At 42.8% G+C, this 3,288-nt stretch carries 8 protein-coding genes; 1 reads left to right on the top strand and 7 read right to left on the bottom strand.

All coding sequences use genetic code 11. The annotated features are described in order from the left end of the window. Positions 1-47: 47 nt before the first annotated feature. Genes I6E78_RS18115 through I6E78_RS18085 form a run of 7 tightly spaced genes read right to left on the bottom strand, consistent with a single transcriptional unit; the run spans position 48 to position 2,438 of the window. A complete protein-coding gene (locus I6E78_RS18115; RefSeq protein WP_197183072.1) occupies positions 48-326 on the bottom strand; it encodes a hypothetical protein in 279 nt (92 codons plus the stop codon). 20 nt (positions 327-346) lie between these two features. Further along, a complete protein-coding gene (locus I6E78_RS18110) occupies positions 347-661 on the bottom strand; it encodes a hypothetical protein (RefSeq protein WP_197183071.1) in 315 nt (104 codons plus the stop codon). A gap of 18 nt (positions 662-679) precedes the next feature. Beyond that, positions 680-1,270: an SAM-dependent methyltransferase gene (locus I6E78_RS18105; RefSeq protein WP_197183070.1), complete on the bottom strand. Its 591-nt coding sequence runs from the start codon at positions 1,268-1,270 to the stop codon at positions 680-682. Positions 1,271-1,272: 2 nt separating this feature from the next. After that, positions 1,273-1,659 carry a hypothetical protein gene (locus tag I6E78_RS18100; RefSeq protein ID WP_197183069.1) on the bottom strand — a complete coding sequence of 129 codons (387 nt, stop codon included), beginning with the start codon at positions 1,657-1,659 and terminating at the stop codon, positions 1,273-1,275. A gap of 2 nt (positions 1,660-1,661) precedes the next feature. Further along, the gene (locus I6E78_RS18095) at positions 1,662-1,937 is read right to left on the bottom strand and encodes a hypothetical protein (protein WP_197183068.1); all 276 of its coding nucleotides are present in this window, start codon (positions 1,935-1,937) and stop codon (positions 1,662-1,664) included. Between the two features lie 10 nt (positions 1,938-1,947). Continuing rightward, the gene (locus I6E78_RS18090; protein WP_197183067.1) at positions 1,948-2,223 is read right to left on the bottom strand and encodes a helix-turn-helix transcriptional regulator; all 276 of its coding nucleotides are present in this window, start codon (positions 2,221-2,223) and stop codon (positions 1,948-1,950) included. Beyond that, entirely contained in the window at positions 2,220-2,438 is a 219-nt protein-coding gene (locus tag I6E78_RS18085) for a YdaS family helix-turn-helix protein (RefSeq protein ID WP_197183066.1), read from the bottom strand. The genes I6E78_RS18090 and I6E78_RS18085 overlap by 4 nt, the downstream gene beginning before the upstream one ends. Before the next feature lie 180 nt (positions 2,439-2,618). Between I6E78_RS18085 and I6E78_RS18080 the strand changes: the two genes are divergently transcribed. Beyond that, on the top strand, positions 2,619-3,245 hold the full coding sequence (locus I6E78_RS18080; protein WP_197183065.1) for a LexA family protein: 627 nt from the start codon (positions 2,619-2,621) through the stop codon (positions 3,243-3,245). Positions 3,246-3,288: the final 43 nt, after the last annotated feature.

Below are 3,288 nucleotides of genomic sequence, written 5' to 3'. Positions count from 1 at the left end.
ATAGTCTAAGGGCTTTTAGGTCAATTGGTTGCGTGTTAGCCACAGCGTTACAGCTCTATTTCCATTGGCTCACCGCCAATTTGTGCTGCACTTAACGCAATGCTCATTTGGCTGTAAACGCTTTCAAAATTAACGTCGTCGTCTGCAATCATTTTTACAATAGGTAGCAAGTCGGTTAACGTGTCTTCGCACTGCATTAGCATGCCAATAGTGCTGCGTTTGTTTAAATTGCGAATTGCAAAGTTAACTTGCTCAATGGCGTGTAAAACAATATTAAGTAGTAATTGCTTATTTTTAGATGCAGCTTGGTCTTTGATAGCGTTCATTTTTTAGTGTCCTTGGGAGTTTAAAATGGGATGTCGTTTAATTCGTCTGTGTCTAGCTCGTCGTAGCTGTTATTAGGCTCAATGTTGTGGTATGCGTGTAAAAGCCTTACATCGTTATCAAGTTGTATATCAAACTCAGCCATTGAATATGCGTACCAGCTATTTGAGCTAAAACGACCAAGCGCCTCTATGCGCTTTGCTATTTTGGGCGCGTAGGCGTTTAAGTCGCATAATGCATTTACCGCTTTTTGAAAATCACACTTTGCTATATCGCGCTCTTTTCTGTGTGCGTTGTAATAGCCAAGTGCGGCTTTTGCTTTTGGGTGTAGTTTCATTTTCAGCAGTTCCCAGCGTTAAATTACAAAAAGTTCAGGGGCTCGCTCGTAGCCTTTGCAAAATACAAAGTGAGCGTATTCGGTTGAATCGGTTTTACTTGGTTTTTGTGGGTCAAAGCCTGGGCGCTTGCTATGCACATACACCGCGGCTAGCGGCATTTTTTGCCACATTGGCTTACGCTTCTGGCTACCTAGCCAATTTAAGCGTTGCAGCATAATTACCAAACCGCCGTCTTCAACCATTTCAAGTGCGTGCTCGGCAAACGCTTGCGCTTGGAAGAATGGTGGGTTGGTGATGATCATGTCGTATTTGCGTGATTCATAACTAGGGACGTTTAAAAAGTTAACGCCTGTTAAGTTAGCGCGTGAGTCTTCACGTATATCCCAGCTTTCAACTCTAAAACCCTCTTGCTCTAATACCGTTGGGTAGCTCATTGGGTATTTTTCACAACCGCCGGCGCTTGGGTCGAGAACGCGTGGATAATTTTCAGGATCAAAGCGAAAGCAATTACTTTCGCTAAACGCTGCTAAAAAATCTTCAATTAACCAATGCGGTGTTATGTAGTAGTCGTCGTTGTTGCGTACCGTTCCGCGATTTACTGAACTCATAATCAGCCCTTAGTAATGGTTAAATGTGAATAATTGGTATTGGCAGGCTCAACCGGTGCATGTTGCACAAATTTAGCGGGGGCCATGGCGTTAGCGTCGGTAAATGCTTTTACTAATTGCTCCATTTGCAAAATAGCCTTGTGAATTTTTAGGCGGGTATCTGCATCAAAATTAGCAAAGCCGCTTTCTAAATGGTGGCGCTTTAAACCTGCGGCAAAACATACTAGTGTGCGCTCTTGCTCGCTTAGCACTTTGGTATACACGTATTCTGGCGTGTGGCGCTCACTGCCCATCAATGCTTTTATTTCGGCTAGGCCTTTTGGTATGTGGCGGCCAGTTACTGCTTTTAGTGGCGCTTGGTTTGGGTAGTTAATAGCTGTGTTTGCCATAATTAATTAACTCCTTGCTGGCTGCGTGTTGCTGCATTTAGGTAATTAGTTGCTTGTGTTTTTAACCAGAAAACTGCTTTTTGTATTGTTTGGTACTCGTCGCCATTGCAAAAAACAGGTAGTAAAAAATCACCTACACGTGCTTGCAGCACTGCTGGCTTTGTTTCGTGCGTTGCTTTTGTTGTGGTAATTTTGCAGCTCAATAAATAGCGGCATTGCTCTGCTAATGTTTTAAAGCTGCTTAACGTTTCACGACTAAATACTTGATATGTGCTCATTTCCCTGCTCCTAGTTATTAACTTGTTTATTGCCGTAAATCTCTTGAAACTTCTCACTGCCTAACCGCATAAACTCTTCAATATCTGCTTCAAGCCATACAACACGGCCGCTCGATATTTTATGTGTTTTAGGAAACTGCCCTTTATCCATCAACCGATATAACGATGTGCGGTGCATTCCGCACTTTTCCGCCACATCTGCAGGGCGTAAATAGCGGTCATTAATTGTCACTACCTCGCCGCGTACATTGCGGCGGTAATGGTCTGCGGCGACTAACTGGCTCATGCTGCACTCTCCTTGTCGGTTTTAACGTGGTCGGCTAGTAGGTCTGCTACCGTTACTTGGCCGTTTGTTAGTTCTGAAATGCGGGTAATGTATTTCGCTGGGGCTTGGCCGTGGCGGTTAAGCCAATGGCAAACGACTGACTGTTTTGTTCCTAAAATGCTAGCTAGCTTTGTTTGACCGCCTATTATTTCCACTGCTTTACTTATAGATGACATAATCGCCTCCGCTTAGATTACTTTAGGTAATCCTATGATCACTTAAAGTAACTGTCAACACTTATAGTTACTTTAAGTAATATTAATCATTACTTTTAAGCGTTTTACGCTAATTACTAAAGGTTGTTATACTTATGCCGATAATTACTAATAGTGATTAAGCACTTCTAAGGGGTTTAAATGAATATTGCACAAAGAATAAAGGAGTTACGCACGCATCTAGATCTAACGCAGTATGAGCTAGCTGAATTAACTGGCTCTTCTCAAACTTCAATTCAGAAAATCGAACGCGGTGACACCAAAAACCCACGCAATATAGAGGCACTTGCTAGAGCGCTAAAATGTACTCCTGAATATTTACAGTTTGGAATTACTGATAACAAAGACACCAACAGCAATGTTTCGCCAGGACCTACGCTTAAAGCAGCGGTGCCATTAATCAGTTGGGTGCAAGCGGGGGCATGGTCTGAAATAAGTGAAATAAAAGAATATGATGCAGACCGTTATTTATGCCCTGTAAAATGCAGTGATCAAACGTTTGCGCTAAAAGTGCATGGTGTGAGCATGGAGCCTAAGTTTTATGAGGGCGATTTAATATTTGTAGACCCTGAAGCTGAGTGTATACATGGTTCGTACGTGGTCGCGCGCCTAGACGATAACAACGAAGCCACGTTTAAGCAGTTAATAATTGAAGGCGGCCAAAAGTTTTTAAAAGCCGCTAACCCCAATTGGCCTGAGCAACTAATAGCAATAAACGGCAACTGCACTTTAGTTGGAAAAGTTATATTTACGGGTAAGTCGCTTTAGCTTACTGAATTACAGGCACAAAAAAGCCCGCCAAGTGCGGGCT

This window comes from Pseudoalteromonas sp. NZS127, from assembly GCF_015864805.1.
Lineage (GTDB): Bacteria > Pseudomonadota > Gammaproteobacteria > Enterobacterales > Alteromonadaceae > Pseudoalteromonas > Pseudoalteromonas nigrifaciens.
Note: the sequence above shows the minus strand (reverse complement) of the source record. Positions and strands in the feature narration are given on the sequence as shown.

What these genes read in the sequence shown, in the direction of transcription:
- I6E78_RS18110 (WP_197183071.1), bottom strand. Translation starts at nt 661, where the DNA reads ATGAAACTACACCCAAAAGCAAAAGCCGCACTTGGCTATTACAACGCA.
- I6E78_RS18080 (WP_197183065.1), top strand. Translation starts at nt 2,619, where the DNA reads ATGAATATTGCACAAAGAATAAAGGAGTTACGCACGCATCTAGATCTA.
- I6E78_RS18095 (WP_197183068.1), bottom strand. Translation starts at nt 1,937, where the DNA reads ATGAGCACATATCAAGTATTTAGTCGTGAAACGTTAAGCAGCTTTAAA.
- I6E78_RS18090 (WP_197183067.1), bottom strand. Translation starts at nt 2,223, where the DNA reads ATGAGCCAGTTAGTCGCCGCAGACCATTACCGCCGCAATGTACGCGGC.
- I6E78_RS18105 (WP_197183070.1), bottom strand. Translation starts at nt 1,270, where the DNA reads ATGAGTTCAGTAAATCGCGGAACGGTACGCAACAACGACGACTACTAC.
- I6E78_RS18115 (WP_197183072.1), bottom strand. Translation starts at nt 326, where the DNA reads ATGAACGCTATCAAAGACCAAGCTGCATCTAAAAATAAGCAATTACTA.
- I6E78_RS18100 (WP_197183069.1), bottom strand. Translation starts at nt 1,659, where the DNA reads ATGGCAAACACAGCTATTAACTACCCAAACCAAGCGCCACTAAAAGCA.
- I6E78_RS18085 (WP_197183066.1), bottom strand. Translation starts at nt 2,438, where the DNA reads ATGTCATCTATAAGTAAAGCAGTGGAAATAATAGGCGGTCAAACAAAG.